Source organism: Streptomyces sp. NPDC028305, from assembly GCF_055569495.1.
This window is the reverse complement of sequence record NZ_JBVHTN010000002.1, coordinates 388,152-409,797: the sequence shown is the minus strand read 5'-3', so window position 1 is coordinate 409,797 and position 21,646 is coordinate 388,152. Positions and strand designations below refer to the sequence as shown.

General features: G+C 69.5%; 17 protein-coding genes and 1 pseudogene. 6 read left to right on the top strand and 12 right to left on the bottom strand.

Annotated features, from left to right (window positions below):
- The first annotated feature begins 132 nt into the window (after positions 1–132).
- Positions 133–1,542, top strand: coding sequence for an aminotransferase class I/II-fold pyridoxal phosphate-dependent enzyme (locus ACZ4WQ_RS08575; RefSeq protein ID WP_311722166.1), 1,410 nt, complete (start codon positions 133–135; stop codon positions 1,540–1,542).
- A gap of 28 nt (positions 1,543–1,570) precedes the next feature.
- On the opposite strand, the gene ACZ4WQ_RS08570 is transcribed toward ACZ4WQ_RS08575, so the two are convergent.
- Complete coding sequence (locus tag ACZ4WQ_RS08570; protein ID WP_311722165.1) at positions 1,571–2,296, bottom strand: polysaccharide deacetylase family protein; 726 nt, start codon at positions 2,294–2,296, stop codon at positions 1,571–1,573.
- A 352-nt stretch (positions 2,297–2,648) separates the two neighbouring features.
- Between ACZ4WQ_RS08570 and ACZ4WQ_RS08565 the strand changes: the two genes are divergently transcribed.
- From ACZ4WQ_RS08565 to ACZ4WQ_RS08555, 3 genes are all read left to right on the top strand, one after another.
- On the top strand, positions 2,649–2,846 hold the full coding sequence (locus tag ACZ4WQ_RS08565) for a hypothetical protein (RefSeq protein WP_398374275.1): 198 nt from the start codon (positions 2,649–2,651) through the stop codon (positions 2,844–2,846).
- A 240-nt stretch (positions 2,847–3,086) separates the two neighbouring features.
- A complete protein-coding gene (locus tag ACZ4WQ_RS08560) occupies positions 3,087–4,268 on the top strand; it encodes an acetyl-CoA carboxylase biotin carboxylase subunit family protein (RefSeq protein WP_398374273.1) in 1,182 nt (393 codons plus the stop codon).
- A gap of 46 nt (positions 4,269–4,314) precedes the next feature.
- On the top strand, positions 4,315–6,096 hold the full coding sequence (locus ACZ4WQ_RS08555) for a carbamoyltransferase (protein ID WP_398374271.1): 1,782 nt from the start codon (positions 4,315–4,317) through the stop codon (positions 6,094–6,096).
- Positions 6,097–6,155: 59 nt separating this feature from the next.
- Here ACZ4WQ_RS08555 and ACZ4WQ_RS08550 read toward each other — a convergent pair whose 3' ends face one another.
- The 5 genes from ACZ4WQ_RS08550 to ACZ4WQ_RS08530 all read right to left on the bottom strand — a co-directional run bounded on the left by ACZ4WQ_RS08550 (position 6,156) and on the right by ACZ4WQ_RS08530 (position 14,874).
- Positions 6,156–6,596, bottom strand: coding sequence for a hypothetical protein (locus ACZ4WQ_RS08550; protein WP_398374269.1), 441 nt, complete (start codon positions 6,594–6,596; stop codon positions 6,156–6,158).
- Between the two features lie 16 nt (positions 6,597–6,612).
- Complete coding sequence (locus ACZ4WQ_RS08545; RefSeq protein WP_398374268.1) at positions 6,613–8,577, bottom strand: aminotransferase class I/II-fold pyridoxal phosphate-dependent enzyme; 1,965 nt, start codon at positions 8,575–8,577, stop codon at positions 6,613–6,615.
- A 22-nt stretch (positions 8,578–8,599) separates the two neighbouring features.
- Positions 8,600–9,556 carry an NAD-dependent epimerase/dehydratase family protein gene (locus tag ACZ4WQ_RS08540; protein WP_358845959.1) on the bottom strand — a complete coding sequence of 319 codons (957 nt, stop codon included), beginning with the start codon at positions 9,554–9,556 and terminating at the stop codon, positions 8,600–8,602.
- Between the two features lie 44 nt (positions 9,557–9,600).
- The gene (locus ACZ4WQ_RS08535; RefSeq protein WP_398374266.1) at positions 9,601–12,351 is read right to left on the bottom strand and encodes an alpha/beta fold hydrolase; all 2,751 of its coding nucleotides are present in this window, start codon (positions 12,349–12,351) and stop codon (positions 9,601–9,603) included.
- Positions 12,352–13,029: 678 nt separating this feature from the next.
- Positions 13,030–14,874 (bottom strand): helix-turn-helix domain-containing protein, encoded by a 1,845-nt coding sequence (locus ACZ4WQ_RS08530; protein WP_398374264.1) that lies wholly within the window; start codon positions 14,872–14,874, stop codon positions 13,030–13,032.
- Between the two features lie 210 nt (positions 14,875–15,084).
- On the opposite strand from ACZ4WQ_RS08530, the gene ACZ4WQ_RS08525 reads away from it, so the two are divergent.
- The gene (locus ACZ4WQ_RS08525) at positions 15,085–16,050 is read left to right on the top strand and encodes an FAD binding domain-containing protein (RefSeq protein ID WP_398374263.1); all 966 of its coding nucleotides are present in this window, start codon (positions 15,085–15,087) and stop codon (positions 16,048–16,050) included.
- Positions 16,051–16,064: 14 nt separating this feature from the next.
- Here ACZ4WQ_RS08525 and ACZ4WQ_RS08520 read toward each other — a convergent pair whose 3' ends face one another.
- The 3 genes and pseudogenes from ACZ4WQ_RS08520 to ACZ4WQ_RS08510 form a co-directional block, all read right to left on the bottom strand.
- Positions 16,065–16,586 carry an FAD binding domain-containing protein gene (locus tag ACZ4WQ_RS08520; RefSeq protein WP_398374262.1) on the bottom strand — a complete coding sequence of 174 codons (522 nt, stop codon included), beginning with the start codon at positions 16,584–16,586 and terminating at the stop codon, positions 16,065–16,067.
- Between the two features lie 73 nt (positions 16,587–16,659).
- Positions 16,660–16,968, bottom strand: a pseudogene (locus tag ACZ4WQ_RS08515) (FAD binding domain-containing protein); the annotation flags it as partial.
- 281 nt (positions 16,969–17,249) lie between these two features.
- Complete coding sequence (locus ACZ4WQ_RS08510) at positions 17,250–17,672, bottom strand: DsbA family protein (RefSeq protein ID WP_398374441.1); 423 nt, start codon at positions 17,670–17,672, stop codon at positions 17,250–17,252.
- A gap of 3 nt (positions 17,673–17,675) precedes the next feature.
- Between ACZ4WQ_RS08510 and ACZ4WQ_RS08505 the strand changes: the two genes are divergently transcribed.
- Positions 17,676–17,885, top strand: a complete 210-nt coding sequence (locus ACZ4WQ_RS08505; RefSeq protein ID WP_398374260.1) for a hypothetical protein — start codon at positions 17,676–17,678, stop codon at positions 17,883–17,885.
- 31 nt (positions 17,886–17,916) lie between these two features.
- On the opposite strand, the gene ACZ4WQ_RS08500 is transcribed toward ACZ4WQ_RS08505, so the two are convergent.
- From ACZ4WQ_RS08500 to ACZ4WQ_RS08490, 3 genes are all read right to left on the bottom strand, one after another.
- The gene (locus ACZ4WQ_RS08500; protein ID WP_398374259.1) at positions 17,917–19,107 is read right to left on the bottom strand and encodes an L-talarate/galactarate dehydratase; all 1,191 of its coding nucleotides are present in this window, start codon (positions 19,105–19,107) and stop codon (positions 17,917–17,919) included.
- 114 nt (positions 19,108–19,221) lie between these two features.
- Positions 19,222–20,043, bottom strand: a complete 822-nt coding sequence (locus ACZ4WQ_RS08495) for a fumarylacetoacetate hydrolase family protein (protein ID WP_398374258.1) — start codon at positions 20,041–20,043, stop codon at positions 19,222–19,224.
- Positions 20,044–20,060: 17 nt separating this feature from the next.
- Positions 20,061–21,407 (bottom strand): MFS transporter, encoded by a 1,347-nt coding sequence (locus ACZ4WQ_RS08490; RefSeq protein WP_358845968.1) that lies wholly within the window; start codon positions 21,405–21,407, stop codon positions 20,061–20,063.
- Positions 21,408–21,646 lie beyond the last annotated feature (239 nt).

Here is a 21,646-nt window from a genome sequence, read left to right as displayed (position 1 = left end):
TGGCTTGTTTTCATCCATGCGATGACCGGAAGGCTATTGTTCGGAAGAGAAGGCAAACAAGATCTGCTTTGTTACTGAACATAGTTTTTCCATGTCGTAACCTGAGTGCGCACAGGCGGCGATGGAGCGCGGATGTGGGGGAATGAGCCGGTGGGCAGCGGAGACGGCAAGGTCGGGGGACCGGACGGCGCATGGCCGACCAGCAGACTCGCGGGGCACATCAAGGACGCGAGCGCCCACGGCATCGCGGCCGCCATGACCGATCTGATCCGGTCAGGTGAGCTGGCCCCCAGAAGCGCGCTGCCCACCGTGCGGGCCCTGGCCGGTGAGCTGAACGTCAGCCCCAGCACCGTGGCCGAGGCCTGGGCCGTGCTGCGCCGGCACCGGATGATCACCACCCTCGGCCGGCGCGGAAGCGTGGTCAGTGGCCCCCCGTCGGTGCCGCATCCGGTCCGCTACGAACGCGTCGGCGACTTCGGCGCCCATCTCACCCTCGATCTCGCCGTGGCGGCGCCGGACCCCGCCCTGTTGCCCCCGCCGGCCGAGGCCCTGTTGGCCGGGGCGCGCACCCCGCTGCTCAACGACTACTCCCGCACCGCCATCACGGACGGGCTCCTCGACGCCGTGCGCGACACCTGGCCGTTCGCGCCCGAGGCGTGGATGGCCATCGACGGCGGCTACGGAGGCGTACAGCTGCTGTGCCAGGCGCTGATCGTCCCCGGCGACCGGGTCATGGTGGAGGACCCGACGGCGGCCCGCCTGCTGGACATCCTCGAAGCCCTGGACGCCCAGGTCGTGCCCGTCGCCTGCGACGCCGACGGCCCGCGGCCCGACGCGCTGGCCCGCGCCCTGGACCAGCGGCCCGCCCTGTTTCTGCATCAGTCCCGGGCCCAGGCGCCCTGCGGCTGGACGCTCAGCGAGGAACGGGCCGCGGCCCTGGCCGCCCTGCTGGAGGACGCCCCGAACGTCACCGTCCTCGAGGACGACGGCATCGGCCCGCTCGCCACGCGCCCGGCCGCCAGCATCGGAACGCACCTCCCGCGGCGCACCGCCCTGGTCCGCTCGTACTCCAAGGCGTACGGGCCCGATCTGCGCCTGGGCGTGGTCGGCGGCCCGGGGGAACTGATCGAACGCGCCCGCGTCCTGCGGACCTTCGGCTCCGGCTGGACCAGCCGCATCCTCCAGGACGCGCTCGCCCACCTGCTCACCGACGCGGCCACCACCCGCCGGGTCCAGGAGGCCGCCGAGCGGTACGCGCTGCGCCGCGGCGCGCTCGCCGAACGGCTCGCCGGGCTCGGCGTGCCCACCCTCAACCGGGACGGCCTCATGCTCTGGGTGCCGGTGGCCGACGAGACCTCCGCGCTGGTCACCCTGGCTGCCCGGGGTGTCACCGTCTCACCTGGCAGCCGCTTCTGTGTCTCCTACTCCGAGCCCCATGTGCGGGTCGCCACCAGCAGGCTCTCCGAAGACCCGGCCGCCCTGGACGACACGGCGGCCCTGCTCGCCCTGGCCGCGGCGGCCACGGCCGATCACCTCCGCTGAGCCGGGCCGCCGCGGTGAGCCGACGGGCTCAGGGGGCGGTGACGACCGCGGTGCCGCCCGCCCCCGCGGTGATCCGGCCGGGGCACAGCCCCCGTGCGGCGAGCCCGCTGAGGATCTGCGGCACGGCGCCGACGGTGCTCTGGTAACCGCCGTCGTGCATGAGGATGATGCCGCCGGCCCGCAGGGTGGCGGCGGCCTGGACGATCTGCTGGGTGCCCGCGCCGTTCCAGTCCTGGGAATCCACGTTCCACAGGACCTCGGTCAGCCCGAGGCGGGCCGCGTCCGACTTGACCTGCGCGTTGGTCTCCCCGTAGGGCGGCCGGAAGAGAGTGGGCGCCTGTCCGGTGATGCGCTGGATGGTGCTCTGGGCGGTGGCGATCTCGTGGTACGCGGCCGGTTCGCCGATCTGGGTGAGGTGGGCGTGGGTGGCGGTGTGGTTGGCGATCCACATGCCCGCCGCCTGCTCGGCCCTGAGCAGGTCCGGGTACTGTTCGGCGTGCTGGCCCCAGATGAAGAAGGTGGCCTTGGCCCCGCCGGCCCGCAGAGCGGTGAGCAGCGCCTGCGTCGATGAGGGGTTCGGTCCGTCGTCGTACGTCAGACCCACGTAGCCGTTGGGGCAGTTGGCCCAGGCCGCATCGCCGCGTGCCTCCCCGGGCGTGGCCGCCGGGGACGGCCCCACCGAGAGCGCCGCCATGGCGGCCGTGGCCGCGGCGATGAGCCCGATCCGTATGCGGTTGCGCGCGCTTCCGAGCATTGTTCCTCCTTGACGGGCGTGGTGGAGGTGCACCTGTTCGCAGCGCCGCCGGAGCCCGCCGCGGATGGCGATCGATGCGGAGTATGCTGCGGGACTGACACAGCGTCAACGCTCTCTTCCGGAACAGTTCCGGAAGGAACTTCCCGTCACACTTGCGCTGGCGACCTTTTGAACTGTGGCTTCTCGACACCGAGCGACAGATCTCGATCACCATGGTGATCTTGAGGTCACCGGGCCCGAAAGATTTCCGGAAACGGGATGGCGCGTGACCGCCGGAACTCACCCGCGCCCCGGAGCGACTACCTGGTTCGCCGGCACCCCGCCGGCTCTTGCCCGAATCAGGGAGTCACGCATGGCAGAGGTGGACCGCAATGTGGCGGTGCTGCTGTACGACGGGTTCACCGCGCTGGACGCGGTCGGCCCGTACGAGGTGCTGTGCCGGGTACCGGGGGTGACGGTGACCATGGTGGCCGAAAAGGCCGGGCGGGTCCGTAGGGACGGCGCAGACCATGCAGCTCGCCGTGGAGTACGACCCCGCCCCGCCCTATGACACCGGCAGCCCGGAAAAGGCGGGCCCGCAACTTCAGCAGCTCGCGCTGAAGTTGCTCGCGGACTCCGCGCGATAAGTCGGCGGGGCGGTGACGCCTGTGCAGGAATGGGGTGAGCGATTCCATTCCTGCACATTATTCAACTCACAACTTGAATCAACTTGTGACTTGCATCACAGCCCATCGGCAATGGATCACAAATCCGCTCCCCTGTGAAAAGATGCCACCTCGGGGAGGCAAGAATGCCGACAATGATTGTTATCGGATACCGGGAAGATCTCGATCAGGCAATACGCCACCGCGGCCTGGACCCCTACTATCTCGTACAGCCACCGGCGATCCCGCCGAAGGACCGCGACTTCACACGCGTCGACGACATCGAGAACGCCCAGGAAATACTGCGAGCAGTGCTGTCCGCGCGCATCGACGATGTGGCCGGAGTGCTCAGCGTCCATGAGATGGGCGTATTCGGGGCAGCCTATCTGCGGCAACAGCTGAACCTTCCCGGCAACACGGACTCAAAGAGAGTCCTCTACTTCCGGGACAAGAACCTCCAGAAGAGCGCACTGCCCCGCGACATCAAGCGAGCGCGCTGCCGATATGCATCACGGGACACGTCGTTCACCGATCTCGCGGACGATCTGGGGAATCCCTTCGTCATCAAGCCGGCGACGGGAGCCGGAGCCCTCCGTACGAGCATCGTCCGTTCCCCGGAAGAGTACTCGCAGGCCCTGGAGCCATTCCCGGGCCAGTCGGAGGTCGCGATCGTCGCCGAGTCCTTCGTAGACGCCCCGGAAGTCTATATCGATGGCGTCTGGGAGAACGGCGATCTTCGATGGTCGTCCATGAGCAGCTACCACGTCTCACCGCTCAGCGCCGCACGGGGCGACATCCTGGCCGCGTACACGCTGGACAGAAGGCGACATTCGACACTTTTCCATCAGGCGGAGACGCTCGCCGGACACGTACTGACAAGCCTGAACGCACCTGATTGCGTATTCCATCTGGAAGCGTTCACGGAAGAAGCAGGGCTGACTTTCGGCGAGTGCGCCATCCGTCTCCCGGGGGCGCTGTCCCCTCAGGTCAACAAGTTGACGTACGGCGTCGATCTCTTCGACGTCGAAATCAGTCTCGCGCTCGGGGAAGGGGCGTCTCAGGCGCTGGCGAACAACAGCACACCGGAGCGCTTTCACGGATACATCCTGCTGCGTTCCGCGCCCGCCGGCAATCTGACTCAACAGGATTTCGAACGCAACTTCCGTTTCGATGAGCTCCATTACTCTTCATCCCCCGATGCGCCGGTCGGGCCGTACGGCCGCGTCGGGCAGGCGATCGTGTCCGACCCGGATGAGCTGAAACTTCGACAGACGATCGAGGAGATCGCGCGATTCAACGAGGCCGGACCCGGCCAGCGGGCCGAATGACCGGCTCGCCATGTTGCTTATTTCGTGCTTGGGAGGCTGAGAACCAGTGATCGTGCTCGGTTACAACGGATTCAGCAGAGGTGCGGAACTTTTTGGGCGTCTTTACGGGGCGACCGGCGTCGGCCGTAATCTCCTGGTGGGTCATGACGCCGCAGCGGCTCTGGTCATCGACGGCGAGATGGTCGCGGCGGTCGAGGAGGAGCGGCTGAGCCGGGTCAAGAAGACCTCCGACTTTCCGGCCAAGGCAATCGAATGGTGTCTGAGCTCCGCCGGTGTCGAACTCGACCAGGTGGATGTCTTCGCTTTCCCCTGGCGCTTTTCGCCGACCGTGGCTGAGGAGATGATTTCGCAGATATGCGACTCCGACATACCGGTCACGGCCAAGTTCGACGCCCTGCGCAGCACGGGCGAGCTCTACACCGGCATGCTCAGCCGCGACGCGGTGTACGACGACTTCGTCCAGCGCACCGGCTATGAACTGGATCCCAACAAGCTCAGCCTGGTGCCCCATCATCTGGCGCATCTCATGTGCGGCGCCTATCTGGCCGGCGGGGGCGACGCGGCCTTCCTGGTGAGCGACGGCCGGGCGGAGACCCTGTCCTCCGTTATGGGGGAACTGCGGAACGGCGTGGTCCGGCTCTTCGACGAGAGCGCCGTCCCCATGACCAGCTCGCTGGGTGTGGCCTTCGGGAGGATCACCCGCTATCTGGGGTTCGTTCCCAACAACGACGAGTACAAGGTGATGGGCCTGGCCGCGTACGGCCCGCCGCCGCGCCACAACCCCCTGCTCGAACGCGTGGTGCGACTGCACGAGGACGGCTCGTACACCATCTCCATCCCCCGGGACATCGGGGCCTACTACGCACTGTTCGACACCCTGTTCGATGGCGACAGTGAGAAGCGCGAGCAGTTCGACTTCCGCGTCAAGGTCGCCGGACTGGCGCAGCACATGGTCGAGGCCATCACCGCTCATCAGCTGCGCTCGCTGACCGCGGCCTCCAGCCTGGACACCCTGCTCTTCGAGGGCGGGCTGGCGCTCAACTGCGTGGCCAACACCAAGATGCTGGAGAGGTCGCCCTTCACCGGCATGGAGGTCAGCTTCGGGGCCAGCGACCCGGGTGTGGCCATCGGCGCGGCCGTGTACGCCGCCGGTCTGCGGAACCGGCCCGCCGACGCGGTCACCACCCCGTACCTGGGGCCCTCGTACGACGAGAGCCAGGTCCTGGACGCGCTGGCGGAGTTCACGGACAGTGTCGAGTGGCAGCAGGAGCCCGACGCCGCCGCGGTCGCCGGCAGAACGGCGGAGCTGCTGGCCGGCAAAAACGTCGTCGGCTGGTTCCAGGGCCGCGCCGAGTTCGGACCGCGTGCCCTGGGCAACCGCAGCATCCTCGCCAATCCGGCCTTCCCCGATATCAAGGACATCATCAACCTCCGGGTGAAACACCGGGAGCCCTTCCGCCCCTTCGCGCCGGTCATCCTCGAGTCCGAGGCGCCACGCGTCTTCGAGATGGGCAAGAAGACCTCGTCCCCCTATATGACGTTCGTCTTCCCGGTGCGGAAGGAGTACCAAGAGCGGATTCCCGGCGCGTGTCATGTGGACGGCACCTCCCGCGTCCAGACGGTGAACGAGCGGCAGAACCCCGCGTTCGCGGAGCTGTTGCGCGCCTTCACGGCGCGGACGGATGTGCCCTGCCTCCTGAACACCTCCTTCAATGTGGCCGGTGAGCCCATCGTCTGCTCACCGCGGGACGCGCTGGAGTGCTTCCTCGCCACCGAGATCGACTATCTGGTCATCGACCGGTTCGTGGTCACCAAGAAGGGCAGCTGAGCCGTCGGCCCGCAGGTCACGCTCGACCTGCGGGCCGGCGTCCGGCCCTCGCCGGGGCGCTACCCGAGCCGGAGGGGCTCGTTCGGCCCGCTCTTTGCCTCAATGGTCAGGAACGACAGAACGTCATCGCCGATGTTCTTCAGATCATGAAGGTGGTACCGCCCCGTCGCGAGGTCGAAATACCGGGTCTGTCCACGGACATAGGAGATCTCCCGCGTGCTGCCGTCGCTGTTGTGCTGGCGGGCCCGGCCGTCGGTGAGGGCTGTCCAGTGGTAGGCCAGCACATGTCGATGGACGGGAATCCGCTCTCCCGGGTGCAGACGGGTCTCCCAGATGCGCAGCTCATCGGTCTCCTTCAGCAGCGACTGGCCGACGCAGCCGTGGTGGGCGTTGCTGTCGAACTCGGCCTTCAGCGCCGGACTCCAGCGGGCGAATCCTTCGGCGACGACGGTGGAGGCCAGGGGGACATCGGGGAGAGGACCATTACCCACGAACCGCATCCTTTCGGTCTTGGGGTCACAGGGCGGAGGAGAGTGCTTCGAGCAGCGCGTCGTTGGCGCGCCGGTCACCGATGGTGATGCGGCAGGTATCGGGCACGACGCGCCCGATGGCGGCGACGAGGATCCCCGCGGCCTCCAGTTGGGCCACGACGCGCTCGTACTTGTGGAACCGGACCAGCAGGAAGTTGGTCTCCGAGGGGAACACCCGGTCCACGGCGGGGTGATCGGCCAGTGCCTCGGCCAGGCGATCGCGCTCGGCTCGGATGCGTCGAATACTGTCGAGCACCGGCCGGGAGTTGGTCAGCCGGTCCCGTACGGCGCGCTGCGAGGCGTTGGTGAACCCGAAGGGCACCTGCACCCGCCGCAGCGCTTCGACGATGCCGGGCTGGGCGAGGACGATCCCGCAGCGGGCGCCGGCGAGCCCCCACGCCTTGGAGAGTGTCCTGAGCACGATGAGGTTCTCGTGCTGGGCGACCAGCCCCGCGTAGGAGGGCTTCTCGCTGAACTCGACATAGGCTTCGTCGATCACCACCAGCCCCCGGCCGCGCGCCAGCAGGGTGTGTATCTGCGCCGGATCGAGCCTGGTCCCGGCGGGGTTGTTCGGATCGCACAGGATGGTCACCCGTGGATCGGCCGCCAGGATGCGCTCGGTGTCCAGCCGGGACAGGTCCTCCCCGCACAGCGGCACCTCGGTGACGGGCAGGCGCAGGACGCGTGCGAAGTGGTCGTAGAGCGGAAAGGTGGGAGGCGTGACGCAGACGCCCTCGCCCGGCGAGGCCAGCGCGGACAGGAGCAGCAGGACGCCGTCCACCGCCCCGCTGCTGAACAGCAGATGGTCCGCGCTCAGCGCGTCGAGTCCGTCATGGCCGGGCAGCTTCGCGACGGTGGACAGATATGTCCGGGCGAGCTCCGCCGTGTCGAGCTCGGGATAGCTGCCGTCGGCGCCCAGGAACGGGTTGGTATTGCTCGACAGATCGATCTGGTCGAACCGTGGCACATGGCGGAAGCGGGCCGGGCCCGGGACCGGCACCGTCGTGACGGGGGGCGCCGCGAAGTCCGACAGTGCCTGCTCCCCTTCCTCCTCCGGGATCGCCAGGCCGGGGGCCCGCAGCCAGTGGTCGAGGGGGATGAACAGGTCGGCTCCGAGGCGCCGCATGCGGTCGGCGTCCCCCCGGCCGAGGTGGACCCAGTCCAGGCCGGAGTCCCGGGCATGGAGGTACAGCCGGTACACGGACGCGTCGGAGAGGCCGGGCCGGACGACGGGGGCGTCGTGGTCGATGGCCTGCGTGAGGCAGTAGATCCCCCTGCCGTTGTGGGACGTGGTCATGAGCCCGGCCTGGACGACGGTGTTCCCCCCGCGGCGCACGAACATCTCGGTGCGCTCCGCCAACTCCCCCTGTGTCAGCGCGTCGAGGGCGTCGGCGTTGTACAGATTGCCGTGGCCTCCGTCGCGCTCGGCCTGGCGCCGGTGGAGCTCCACGAAGGCGTCCCGCGCCCAGGGCTTCCCGTCGAGCTCGCTCAGCGGGATGCTCTCCCAGGTGACTTCATGGGCGGCCTCCTCGTGGTGGCGACGCAGGTCGCCGAGTCGCTCGGCACCGACGCGCTCCCGCAGGACGTCGTCCACCTCCCCGGTCAGCCGGACGACACACTCGCTCCCGGCGGCGACGGGAGCGAAGCCCGCCGCCCGCAGCGCGCCGGTGTCGTCGCTGCGGCGCACGCCGGGCACGAGGATCTGGTCCACGCCCAGCTCCTCCGCCCGGCCGACCAGCTCATCGACGGCGTGCGCGGCGGGGGCCGGATTGGTCGGGTTGTGCGGGGATCCCCCGCCGACCAGGGTGGGGCGTTCGAGCACCGCGGGGTCCAGGGCGGCGAACGCACCGGCGTCCCGGCCTATTCGGGCCAGGGAGCACACAGGCGCACGGGACCCGAGGGCGGCGCACAGCACCTGCTGGAGCGCGTCGATATCTGCGGACCTGCGCATGCTCGTTCTCCACTCCTCTGTGTCACTTGGATATCTCGGCTCCGTGCGCCTCGACATAGGTGTCGATGCGGTCGCGGTATTCCTCGAACAGGTCGGCGAGGGTGCGGGCGATTCCGGTCTTCCAGCCGACGGAGCAGTCGCCGATCAGGCCGCGGCGGAGGTCATGGTCGAAGATCGCTGTTTCCCGGCTGTAGTCGCCGCGGTCCAGTCGCACCGGCACTCCGGTGAGCGCGGACATGTATTCCAGCAGGTCAGTGATGCCGACCTCCTCGTCACCGCCCCAGTTCACGACGCGCGCGGGCACCTGGGCCGCGTCCCACAGCAGCGGCACCTGGCGCACGACGTCATCGGTGTGCAGCAGGTTGCAGTAGTTCTGCCCGTCGCGGGGTACCGCGCACGGCTGCTCCTTGCGCATCTCCCGGAACAAGATCATGGGCACGCCACCGTGGCCGTACGGGCCGTAGGCGATGTTGAGGCGAGCGATCACCGTCGGCAGCGCGAGTGCCTCGGCCAGGCCGCGCACCACCCCCTCGGCGGTGATCTTGGCGACGGGGTAGGTGGGCAGCCACGGTGCCGCCCCGCCCAGAGGATCGCTCTCCCGGTACCGATGGGTCCGGTCGGCCCGGTTGTAGACCACCCCGGACGAGACGTACAGGAACGCCTCGGCCGCGGAGCAGTGTGTCATCAACCGTGCCGTGCCGACGGCGTTGATGCGCGCGGTCTCCTCGAAGTCCTTGCCGTCGCCCCGGTGCACGGCCGAGTGCAGCACATGGGTGAAGTCGCGTGGCAGGCCCTCCAGGTCATCGGTCGCCATGTCCCAGGTGACGGTGCGGGCGCCCAGCTCCTCGAGGGCCTTGCGCGCCTGCCGGTCGCCGAACCGGCCCAGGCACCACACCTCGTTGCCGGAGGCGAGCGATTCGGCGACGGGCCTGGCGACCTGCCCGGTCCCGCCGGTGACGAGAATCTTCTTGCCCTGCATGATCGGCTGCTCCTGCTCGTGTCAGCGGTTGCCCCGGCCCGTCCTCAGCCGAGCGACCGGGCCAGTTCCTGCCGCAAGGTCGCCTGGAAGGTGTGCACGTGCTGCGGGCTCATCAAGGTGTAGTGCTCCCCGTCGACCTCGATATAGGTGTTGGGGTGGCGGGTGAACTCGTCCCAGTCGCGCAGTTGGTTGTCCAGCCACTCCTGTTTGGTGCCGCGCAGCGGGGTGCAGTAGAAGACCTTGACCTGCCCGACCGTCGCCGAGGGTTCGTAGGCGCGCCCCAGGTGCACCATGCTCTGGGCCAGCTGAACCCAGTCGGCGAACCGCTTGAGTGTGAGGTCCAGTTCGGTGAGGCGCCGCTTCGGGGCGTGATCGATCAGATGGGCCAGCTGGTCGGCCTCGGGCAGCGGGCGGAGGGTGGCGGTCAGCTCCTCGATGTCGGCGGGTTTGATCAGCTCGAGGAAGAGGGCCAGGTTGATCGCGCCGTCGGTGAAGGTGATCTCGTTCATGCGGCCGGAGATCCGCGGCGGCAGATTGAAGACGCCCACGAAGTCGACCTCGTCGCCGTCGGCCTCCAGCCGCTTGGCGATCTCGAACGCCACCGCCGCGCCGTAGGAGTACCCCGCGACGGCGTACGGTCCGCTGGGCTGCGCCCGCCGGATCGCCTCCACATAGGTGGAGACCATGTCGGCGAACGACCCGAAGTGGGTCTCCCCCTGCCCGAACCCTCGGGCCCGCAGCGCGTAGAACGGCCGCTCGCCGGTGAAGTACTTGGCGAGGTTGACGAACACCAGCACCTCCCCCAGGCCGGGATGGACGCAGAACAGCGGCGTCCCGTCCCCGGTGACCTGGAGCGGCACCAGCGGATCGTAGGCGGAGTCTCCGTCGGCGCCCTGCCCGGCGGTCAGCCGGGCGGCCAGTGCCCGTACGGTGGGGGCCTGGAGGACCGTCGACATCGGCACATCGTCGATGCCGAACTCGGTCTGAATCTCCAGCTTGAGCCGCAGCACGTCCAGCGAGGTTCCGCCGAGATCGAAGAAGCTGGCGGTCGCGGACACCGTCTCGGTGCTCAGTACGCGCGCGTAGACGCCGGCCAGCGCGGTCTCGACGTCCCCCTCCGGCGCCACATGGCCGCCGAGGAACCGGGTGCTCACCTCGTCCGCCCGGCGGGCCGCCTCGTCCAGGCTCCCCTCCTCGACGGCCGCGCGCAGCCGCGACCGCTGGACCTTGCCGAGGTTGCCGCGGGGGATCTCGGCCTCGGTGACGGGGAGGATCAGCTGGGGGCGGAACCCCCAGTGCAGCACCGTGGAGCTGCGGATCGCCACGATGGCCCGGTACAGGGCCGTCTCGTCGGCGGGATCGCCGGCCGGGACGAACGCGACGGCGAGCTGTTCGGAATCGGCCCCGTCGGGTCTGATCGGGAAGGCCGCGACCTGCCCGCGCTTCACCCCGTCCAGCTCGTCCAGGACCGCTTCCAGGTCGTGGCTGTAGTAGTTGACGCCGCTGACGATGATGGAGTCCTTGGTACGGCCGACCAGCATCAACCGCCCCTCGGGGTCGAGGTGGCCCAGGTCGCCGGTGCAGAACCAGCCGTCGGGGGTGAACGCCTGCGCGGTGGCCTGGTCATTGCCGAAGTACCCGTCGGAGACCATGGTGCCGCGCAGCTGCACCTCGCCCGGCTCCGGCGTGCCGGGCCCCGTGCCGGGCCGGTCGGTGGTGGCCAGCACCGTGCCGTCGCCGCCGGTGATACGGATCCGCAGACCCAGCACCGGGCGGCCCAGCGGGGGGAACTCGGTGTCCAGGTCAAGGGCGGCGAAGTCCCGGTTGAACACGCTGCCCGCGCAGGTCTCGGTCATCCCGAACGCGGGCACGATCACGTCCTCGCGCAGCCCGTAGCGGGCGAGCGTGCGCAGGAATGCCCGCACGGTGGCGGTCACGGTGGCCTCGCCGCCGGAGATGATGTGCCGCACCTGCGACAGATCCAACTCCTCGGGCGCGAGGGGACGCCCAGCGAGCGCCTGGTTGAGCTGCCCGAAGAGGAAGTTGGGGGTGAACGTCACCCGCACCCGATGGGCCGCGACCAGCCGGAGGAACTCCACGGGGTCCGCCAACACGGTGGCGGGAGTCGTCATGACCTGGCGTGCGCCGTTGAACATCGGCAGCAGGTGTGCCTCGATCGCGGCGATGTGGTCGACCGAGATCCAGTTCAACGAGGTGTCGTCGGGGCCGAGGTCCAGCGCGCCGGCCTTACCGGCCTGAGCCGCCAGCAGGTTGGCGTGGGTGAGCCGGACCGCCTTGCTCGCTCCGGTGGACCCGGAGGTGAGCATCAGCAGGGCGAGATCGTCCGGTGCGGGCGTATGGAGCCGATCGTGCTCGGCCGAGGCGTGGCTGAGCTCCTCGACCGTCACGGACCGCAGCCCGACATCGGGCAGGTCCCCGTGCGCCGCCTTGGAGACCACCACCAGCGGGTCGCCCAGGAGCGTGCGCAGATGCTCCAGCTGCGCACGCCACCGGGAGGGGTCGGCCGGCGGTGCGATCGGGCACGGCACGGCACCGGTGAGCAGGCACCCCCAGAAGGCGCGGAAGAAACTCTCCGGATCGTTGGCCGCTATCAGCACTCGGTCGCCCGGGGCGGTGCCCTGGCCGCGCAAACCCTCGGAGATCCGGCAGGCGCAGTCGCGCAACTCGGCGTAGGACAGGAACGGACCGCCGATGAAGGTGATGCCTTGAGTTGTCTCGGAAGCCGCACGCTCGAGCAGCTGCGGGAGCGTCGAAACATGACGTTGATCCGGCATGGGAAAAGCCCTCCGATCGGAAGGGACGGAAAACTTTAGCGAGCAGAATCCTGGGCAGGGGGTGTCGGACCCTCGGTGAAGACATGCGGAAGGCAGGGCGGACGTCGCCCATGAGCCGATCCCGTGAGAGCCACGGAATGTGAAAGTTCTCCCGCAAATTCTGGCTCCCCCAGCTAACGCCGGGAGGTGCCCCCTGGGGTCCGGTTCAACGCCGGCGTATGCCGGCTAGCCGCTGCCGACCTCATTGAATCGCGGATACGATCGCCTGCCCGGCGCGCCCATAGGGCCCGACGGGCGCATCAAGTGATTACTGGATCTCATCGAAGAGAAAATTGCGCTCGAAAATCCTGCAGAGTCAGATTTCCACCCCTGGAGCGACGCAGAAGTATGAACCCATGACAACCATTGCCGGAATCCTGTCTCCCCCGGTTACGGCTGACCAAAACCTTGAAGAAGTGATTTGCCATCCTGCCGACACAGGCCAACACGCGGTTATCATTTCACAGGGATAGAGAGATGTAGCGTGTGACATAAGTCACAAGTCAATCCCGCTCCCCAAATAGTTACGGCCCGTACGGGTACTGCGAATTCAACTGTTGCAGGCAAAAAAGGCATATAACGCGGTTCGAGGGCGCGGGTCGGCGGACGCCGAAGCGATCGGCTAATTCCGCCCCGAGGTCACGGCGTGCGGGTGATGTCGTCGATCGCGAGAGCCGTGCGCAGCGTGGTCAGGTCGCCGACGCTGGTGAGGGAGACGCCGAGCAGGCTCTCGATGCGTTTGACGCGCAGGCCGACGGTGTTGGGGTGGATGAAGAGAGCCTCGGCGGTGGCGTTGGTGTTGAGGTCGTGGTCGAGATAGGTGCGCAGGGTGGTGACGAGGTCGGTGCCGCGGCGCTGGTCGTACGTCCGCAGGGGGCCGATCCAGCGTTCGGCGAGGACGCCCATGCGCTGGGGGTCGACATCCGCGAGGAGCATGCCGATCACGCCTGCCGAGGCCACCGTGAGGACGTCCTCGCCCGGGGCGTACGGGATGAGCCGGAGCAGGCCGAGGACCTGGCGGAAGGCCCCGGACAGCTGGTCCGGCACCGGGCACCTCTCGCTGACGGCGACGCGCACGCCTCCCTCCATGGCCTGGGCGGCGACGGTCCGGATGTGCCGGGCCAGCTCCTCCGCCCCCGCCGGGTCCGGCGCCGGCGCGACGATCACGATCACGCCGTCGCGCAGCGCCAGCAGGGGCTTGGGACGCGGCCGGGACAGCACGAGCGACTGGACCAGGCGCAGCAGTTGCGCGGTGACCGCCTCGCCGGCCTGTTCGTGCCGGACGGCCAGGACCCGCTGTGGCAGCCGAAGGTCGCTGCCGAGCCGGTCGCCGCGCGCGATCAGCGCCTCCGGGTCGGAGAGCGCCCCGCTCGCCAACTCCGAGACGAGGTCGCCCCGCAGCTGCCACTGCGCGTCGACGACGGCGCGGCGGCGCAGCAGCTCCAGCCCGAGGACGACGGCGGCCTGCTCGATGGCGCGCAGCCGGAGGTCGTCGTCCTCGGCGTCCCCGGCCAGCCACAGCACGCCCAGCGTCTCCTCGCCCACCCGCACCGGCCCCGCGAGCAGGCCGGGGAACGCCTCGGAGGACATCACCGGGGAGGCGGGCGCGACCAGGTCGAGCAGCGAGCGCACGCCGCCCCCGCCGCCACCACCACCGTCGGCGTCCGGCTGCCAGGACAACCAGTCCGGCGGCCGGACGGACACCCCGGCGCGCGCCACGCCGGCCAGGGTCTGCCCGGAGACGTCCTGGACGACCACGGCACGGTCCGCCGTCTCGGCCAGGGCGGCGGCGATGTCGGCGATGCCGCCGCCGCGCCGTGCGACGCCGATGAACCGGTCGTGGATGGCGGCGTGCTGCTGAAGCAGCTCCGTGTGGTGGCGCAGCGTCTCGTTGAGGGAGCTCAGCTCCCGCACGCGACGCCGGTCCCGCTCGAGGTGCGCGCTGGTCTCCAGGGCGATCCCGGCGTGGCTGGCGAGGACCTGGAGCAGCTCCAGACCGCCCGGGCCCAGCCGGCGCGGGTCGCTCCCGTAGACGTTCATGGTGCCCACGGTCTCGCCCTGGTTGCGCAGCGGGACCGATGCCATGGAGTGGTGCCCGTGTTCCTCGGCGGCCTTGGCCCAGGGCCCGTACGAGGGGTCGCGGGAGATGTCCTCGACGATCACCGGGGCGCATTCGACGTAGGCCCGCCGGGACGGGCTGCCGGCGAAGGTGCCCTCGGGCGCCAGCAGCAGCGGGGACTCCTCGTTCACCAGCCGGAGGTAGCTCTCGCTCAGCCCCCAGGAGCCCTCGATCCGCAGGACCGCGCGGTCCTCGTCGACCAGCAGCACGGCCGCGCTCTCGTAACCGAGCAGGTCGCAGGCCGTTCGGGCGATCTGCTGGAGCAGGGCGGGCAGATCGCGCTGCTGGTTGACGGCGATGGCGAGTTCGTCGATGGCGCTCATCCAGCGCAGCAGGTCCGGCGGTGCGGAGGACGCGGCGCCCATCGTTGCCTCCCGTATGGCGTTCCCTCGTATGGCGATCCAGATGCTGTGCTCGCCCCCATGTTAACGACGAATCGCTAGGGGGTCGCACATGCGATGCAGGGGGCGCGCGGGGCCACGATGGCGTCCACCACCCCCTGGTCGAGAGGAATCCACGGTGGACACCTATCAGGGCCTGCGCGCCGCGGTCGTCGGCGGCTCCATCGGAGGGCTGTGCGCCACCTGGGCGGGGACAACGAGGTGGTGCACGACGACGCGGTCGAGTGGCGCTATTCGTCCTGGTCGACGATCTACCGCGCCCTGCTCGACGACTTCGGCACGGACCACTACCACCTCGGCGAGTTCTGCGCGGGGTTCGACCAGGACGCCGACGGCGTGACGCTGCGGTTCGTCTCCGGCCGGACCGAGACCGCCGACCTGGTGGTCTTCGCCGACGGCATCACCTCCACCGCCCGCCGGCGGCTGTTCCCCGACCTCGTACGCCACTACTCCGGATACGTCGGCTGGCGCGGCACCGTCCCGGAGGGCGAGGTGAGCGAGGAGACCCGGCGTCTGCTGGGCGAGGCGCTGACCTACAGCGTGGCCCCGGGCACGCATATCGTCCTCTACCCGATCCCCGGCCCGGACGGGGAGATCGAGGAGGGGCGGCGCCTGCTCAACTACGTCTGGTACCGCAATGTCCCGGACGGCCCGCGGCTCCACGAACTGACCACCGACCTGCGCGGCTTCGAGTGCCCGGTCTCCGTCCACCCCGGTCAGGTGCAGCAGCGCTTCGTCGACGAGATGCGGTCCGCGGCGGCCGCCCAGCTGGCCCCAGCGGCGGCCGAGGCGGTCATCCGGACCCGGCAGCCCTATATGCAGGTGGTGTTCGACACGCGCATCCCGGCGATGGCCGACGGGCGCGTGGCGGTCATCGGCGACGCCGCCTTCGCCGCGCGCCCCCACGCCGCCGCCGGCACGGCCAAGGCCGCCGACGACGCCTGGACGCTGTACGAGCACCTGCGCGCGTCCGACGGCGACATCCCCACCGCTCTCAAGCACTGGGAACCCGCCCAGCTGCGGCTGGGCAACCAACTGATCGACCGCGTCGCGCGCATGGGACACCGCTCCCAGGTCGAGGGCACCTGGACGCCGGGGGACCCGGACCTGCGGTTCGGCCTGTACGGGCCCGGCGTCTGACGCCCGGCGGCTCCTTACGATCCGCCCCGTGCCGCGTTGCCCGGCGCGGGCCGGTGCGGTGGATCCGCCTCGGGGCCGGCCAGCGCCAGCCGCTGTCCGAGCCGGACTCCATGCTCGTAGAGGGCGGCGCCCTCGGCGAGCCGGTCCTTCTCCCACGCCTGGAGGGCTGCGTCCACCGACGGGACCTGATGGAGGGCGGTGAAGAGGGCGATGGCGTCGGCGGCCGCCTTCTCCGCGCTGGCCGCGGTGTGCGGCCGGACCACAAACGCCGCGTCCCCGGTGAGCAGCGTCCGGCCCCGGCGCATCCGGGAGGCGTGCCCGTCGAGAATCGCCTGCGCGAACGGCTCGCGGGTGTGCTCCACCAGCCGGCGCAACGGCTCGGGCAGCGATGTCCGGGCGCGGTCCAGGAGCTCACCGCTCACCCGCGCGGCCATCAGCCCCGGGGGCAGGGACAGTCGGTGGGCAGTCCCGTCCCGGACGGTGGTGATGCGGTCCAGGCCGGCCGCGTCGGCGCGTACGTACCACACCCAGTTCATCCGGAGGCTGCCCGGCGTGGTGCTGCCGAAGTCGCCGGGGATGAAGTAGCACAGGAAACTGGGTGCGGTCGCCGTCGTAGAAGCTGAACCGGTCACGGAAGACTTCGCTGAGCTCCTCGGGGAGTTCGGCTTCGTCGATCACGCCGCGGTACGCGACGTATCCGGCGTAGCGGGGAGCGCCGTCGGGGGCGACGAGTCCGCGGTGGCGGGACGCGGAGCCATCGGCGATGATCGCGAGGTCGACGGGGTGGACGGCTTCACCGAGGTGGACGTCGACGCCGTCGGGCCGGGGCGTGAGGGCCGTCACCCGCCGCCCGTCGTGGTACCGCTCGCTGTCGAGGCGGTCCCGCAGGGAGGTGTAGATCGCTCCCCAGGAGATCATCCGCTGCCGCGTCAGCGTGTGATGGCTTCGCCCGTCCCGGCCGAAGAACTGCCGGTGTGTGACGGGGACGCTGATCCGGTCCGGGTCGACGCCGCAGAACACACTGAGGAACCAGGTGACGCTCGGCTGTAGCACGATCCCCGCGCCGCGGTCGTCGGGGCGGCCCGCGGACCGCTCCCAGACCGTGACGTCCAGCCCGAGTTCGGCGAGCGCGACCGCCTGGAACAGCCCGCCGAGCGAACCGCCGACGACGCCCACAGTTCTGACGTCCGACACCGCGGTCACAGCGAGCACACCCCGTCCTCGCACCCGGCCCCGGTGGGCGGCCGGTTGGCGTGGCGCTCCAGGACCTCGACGAGCGCCTCGGTTTCCACCGCTCCGGTGATGGCCTGGCCGCCGACGACCAGCAGCGGCACCCCGCGCAGGCCCAGGTACTCGGCGAGCCGCTCGTCCTCCCGCACGGCCGCCTCGAGCGCCGGGTCCGTCAGCCGCGCGGCGACATCGAGGACGAGCTCGTCGCGGCCGTTCTGCGCCGCCGCAACGACGAGTGGTGCGCGCGTCTGCGCACACTCGCCGCCGCCGCGAGCACCCCCGAGGACCAGCTCCTCGCGATCTTCGACCTGCTGGGTCAGGAGTTCGCCGACCCCTCCTACCGCGGCAGCGACCTGGTGAACGTCGCCGCCGAATACCCGGACCCCGACCACCCCGTGCGCGTCGCCATCCGCGACCACAAGCGCGAAATCCTCCGCTACCTGGCAGAGCTCGCCACGGCGGCGGAGGAGACCGACCCCGAGAAGGTCGCGGCCACCGTGCTCACGCTCGCCGACGGAGCGGCCTGCGTCCGGGTCAGCGTCGGCGACCAAGGCGCCGCCGCCCTCGCGCGGGAGGCGGCATCGCGGCTGCTGGCACACCGCTGACCCGGGCCGGCCACCGCTGACCCGGGCCGGCTCAGGCGCCGCTGCCGAACACCGCCGACTCCGTGGTCCACGCGGCGGCCTGCTCGCTGAGGGAGAGGCCGAGTCCGCCGCGGTTCGGGATGACCATGCGGCCGTCCTTCAGTTCGAGGCGCTCGTTGAACATCGGCTCGAGCCACTCGAAGTGCTCCACCCACGCCGTGCGCGGATAGGCCGCGGACAGATGGACGTGGATCTCCATCACGAAGTGCGGGGCCAGGGCCCGGCCCTTGTAGTCGGCCAGCGCCGCGATCTGGAGGAACGGGGTGATGCCGCCCACCCGGGGAGCGTCCGGCTGTACGAAGTCGGACGATCCCGCCTCGATGAGCGCGCTGTGTTCGCCCACGCTGGTCAGCATCTCGCCGGTGGCGATGGGGGTGTCGAGCGTGGCCGCGAGGGCGGCGTGCCCCTCGGCGTCGTACGCGTCGAGGGGCTCCTCGATCCATGTGAGGTCGAACTTCTCCAGGACCCGGCCGACCCGGGTCGCGGTGATCCGGTCCCACTGCTGGTTGGCGTCGACCATCAGCGGAACGCCGTCGCCGAGATGCTCACGCACCGCCTCGACGCGCCGCAGGTCCACCGACGGGTCCGGCGAGCCGACCTTGAGCTTGATACCGCCGACGCCACGGGCCCGGGCCAGGTCGATGTTCTCCAGCACCTCTTCGATCGGCATCGACAGGTAGCCGCCGCTCGTGTTGTAGACGTCCACCGCGTCGCGGTGCGCGCCCAGCAGTTTGGCGAGCGGCAGGCCCGCCCTCCGCGCCTTGAGGTCCCACAGAGCGATGTCGAGGGCCGCGATGCCCTGGACGGCCACGCCGCTGCGCCCCATGGAGGCGCCCGCCCACACCAGCTTGGACCACAGCCTGCCGGTGTCGCTCGGGTCCTCGCCGATCAGCTCGGGGGCGATCTCCTTGGCGTGGGCGTAGATCGCGGGTCCGCCGGCGCGCTTGGAGTAGCTGAAGCCCAGGCCCTCATGGCCGCCCTCGGTCCTGACCTCGGCGAAGAGAAAGGCGATCTCGGTGAGCGGCTTCTGGCGGCCGGTCAGTACCTTGGCGTCGCTGATCGGGGCGTGCAGGGGCAGTTGGACGAGGGAGAGGCGGACCGACTCGATGCGGTCGCTGGTCGCCTCGCCCGGGACGGACGCCCAGGGCTTGAAAACGACCGACTCGCTGGGGGCGATGCTCATGAGTGCTCCTTGATGCCCGAATTGATGATCGGAGTGATGCTCGAAACGCGAGCGACTGGCTGAGGACGGATCGGCGGATCGCCGGATCGGCCGTGGAACGGTCCTTGAGGCGCCCTACTCCCCCGCCGCCCGCACCGGGTTGACGAGGCGGCCGATGCCCTCCACCTCCGACACCACCGTGTCCCCGGGCCGCAGGGCGCGCGGCGGGTCCATGAAGTCACCGCACCCCGAGGGCGTTCCGGTGAGGATCACATCGCCGGACCGTAGCGTGAAGAAGCGGCTGAGGTAGGCGATGAGCGGGCGGACCCCGAAGAGCATGTCGGCGGTGGTGCCGTCCTGCACCTGCTCTCCGTTGACCCATGTCCGCACCGCGAGCCGCTGCGGATCCTCGATCTCGTCGGCCGTGACGACGACGGGGCCCAACGGGCAGAAGGTGTCGAGCCCCTTGCCCCGTACCCACTGGCCGTCGTCGGCCTGAAGGTCACGGGCCGATATGTCGTTGGCGACGGTGTAGCCGAACACGACGTCGAGCGCACTGTCCTCGGGGATGTCGCGGGCCTCGGCGCCGATGACGACCGCGAGTTCGGTCTCCCAGTCGACGCGCCGGGTGACCGCGGCGTCGATGACGATGGCCTCGCCGGTGCCGATGGCGCTGGAGGAGAGTTTGGTGAAGAGATACGGCGCCTCGGGGCGCGGCCATCCCATCTCGGCGATGGTGTCGAGGTAGTTGAGGCCGATGCCGAAGATCGTGCCGGGCCGGTGGGGCAGGACGGGCGCGACCTCGTCGGCGGTCAGCGATTCGCCTCCGGCCGGGACGGGGGCACCGGCGATGACGTCTTCCAGTCGGAGGTGGCCGGGGGCGAGGCGCCAGGTGTCCTCGGGCCCTGCGACGGCGAGCGCTCGACGGCCGTCGTGGACGATGGTGCTCAGGCGCATGGGTGGACCCTCCCGGATCAGTTCTTCGGATGGCGGCCGGAAACTGCGTGCTCTTTCCGGGAGAGACCGGAGTTCCCGTCCTCGTTCTCACGGATGAGCAAGGAGGCGAGCGCGGCGATGAGGGAGAAGACGGCGAGACCGACAAGGCCCCATTGCGCGCTGCCCGTCTGCTGTTTGACGATCCCGAATCCATAAGGCGCGACGAATCCGCCGAGATTCGCGATCGAGTTGATGACGGCGATGGCGACGCCGATCACCATCGGGTGGACGGTGCGCTGGACGATGGGCCAGAAGATCGGGCTGATGCTCTTGAATCCCATGGCGGCGACCGTGAGCATCGCCAGGGCGAGCCAGGGGGAGGCGATGGCGGCGAGGTAGGAACCGGCGGCCGCGGCGAGGAGGGCTCCGATGAGCAGCGGCTTGCGCCGGTCGGTCCGGTCGCCGATCCGGGCCAGCAGGAACATGGCGACGATGGCGAAGAGCCACGGCACGGAGGAGAGCAGGCCCACGGTGAAGTCGTTGGTGCCCTCGATGTTCCGGACGATCGAGGGCAGCCAGAAGGTGTTGGCGTAGATCGACATCTGGACCGAGAAGTAGATGAAGACGAACAGCAGGATCTTCGGGTCGCGCACCACGGACCAGAGGGTCCGGCTGTCGCCGCCGTGCCGGTTCACATACTCCGCTTCCTCCGCCTCGATGGCGGCGGTGAGCTCGCGCTTCTCATCGGCGGTGAGCCAGCGCGCGTCCTCGACCCGGGAGTCGAGACGGAAGAAGGCGAAGACGCCGATGGCGACCGACATGGCCCCCTCGACCAGGAACATCCACTGCCAGCCCGTGAGTCCGAGGGTGCCGTCCATCCGCAGCAGCGGACCCGACAGAGGACCGGAGACGGAGAACGCCACGAGCGCGCCGACGGCGTACCGCGCATTGGCCCTGCCCCGGTAGGCGTTGGGCAGCCACTTCGCCAGGTAGTACAGAACGGCGGGTACGAAGCCGGCCTCGGCCATACCGAGCAGGAACCGCAGCACGTAGAAGCTGATGGGTCCCTGGGCGAAGAGCATGCACGCCGAGACCACGCCCCAGCTCACACAGATTCTGGACAGCCATATCTTGGGGCCGAATCGCTTCATCAGCAGATTGCTCGGCACCTCGAAGATGAAGTAGGCGATGAAGAAGAGTCCCGCACCGAGCCCGTAGGCGGTTGCCCCTATTCCCAGATCGGCCTCGAGATGGCTTTCGGCGTAGCCGATATTGGAGCGGTTGAGCTGATTGCACATCATCATGATGGCGAACAGCGGAATGACCCGGCGCATTATCTTGGCGACGGCGCTGGAGAGTTCGGTGCTGCCGGGAAGGGATGTCATGTGCGGCCGTCTCTTCCGTCGTCATTGACAGGAACCAGCCGGGCTCCTCGCATTAAGTCCCATTGAATGGGATGGAGTATCGACCGGCGGGACACACCGTAGAGTCGACCCGGGGCGGCGTCAAGGATCAACGAGCAGTTCCCACTGACTGAGAATGCGTTTCTGCCACTGGGAATCCGAGGCGGTTCGGTGTTAGCGTCCGGGGCACCAGTCGCGACCGCGTCGGCGGTCAGAAAGGA